Here is a 614-nt window from a genome sequence, read left to right as displayed (position 1 = left end):
TCAGGGAAGGCAGCGAGGAGTACCTGGACTCGGAGAAATACCAGCTCAGGCCCCGCGACTGGGAAACGGCGGAACGGGAGGGCCGCACCATCACCCCGCTGCTGACCCGCCTCAACACCATCCGCCGGGAACACCCCGCGCTGCACCGGCTCAGGAATCTCCGCTTCCACCACACCGACAACGACGCGCTCATCGCGTACAGCAAACGGACCGGTCCCGATGTCGTGCTGGTGGTCGCCAACCTCGACCCGCACCGCGCCCAGGAGGCCACGGTCTCGCTGGACATGCCGCAACTCGGCCTGGACTGGCACGAGTCGGTGCCGGTGCGCGACGAGCTCACCGGCGAGACCTACCGCTGGAGCCGCGACAACTACGTGCGCCTGGAGCCGGGGCGGGCTCCCGCGCACGTCTTCCACGTCCTGTCACCGCCCGCCGCACCCGCGAACGCAGGGGCAGGAGCGTCATGACCGTGAACGAGCCCGTGCCGGACACCTTCGAGGACACACCCGCCAGGGACCGCGACCCGGATTGGTTCAAACGCGCCGTCTTCTACGAGGTGCTCGTCCGCTCGTTCCAGGACAGCAACGGCGACGGCGTCGGTGACCTGAAAGGCC

The 614-nt window shown here is 68.7% G+C and carries 1 pseudogene; it reads left to right on the top strand.

Annotation, left to right across the window (positions count from 1 at the left end):
• Positions 1 to 467 (top strand): annotated as a pseudogene (locus IE212_RS34550) (alpha-1,4-glucan--maltose-1-phosphate maltosyltransferase); the annotation flags it as partial.
• Positions 468 to 614: the final 147 nt, after the last annotated feature.

The sequence above is a fragment of the Streptomyces djakartensis genome (assembly GCF_014651075.1).
Classification (GTDB): domain Bacteria; phylum Actinomycetota; class Actinomycetes; order Streptomycetales; family Streptomycetaceae; genus Streptomyces; species Streptomyces djakartensis.
Note: the sequence above shows the minus strand (reverse complement) of the source record. Positions and strands in the feature narration are given on the sequence as shown.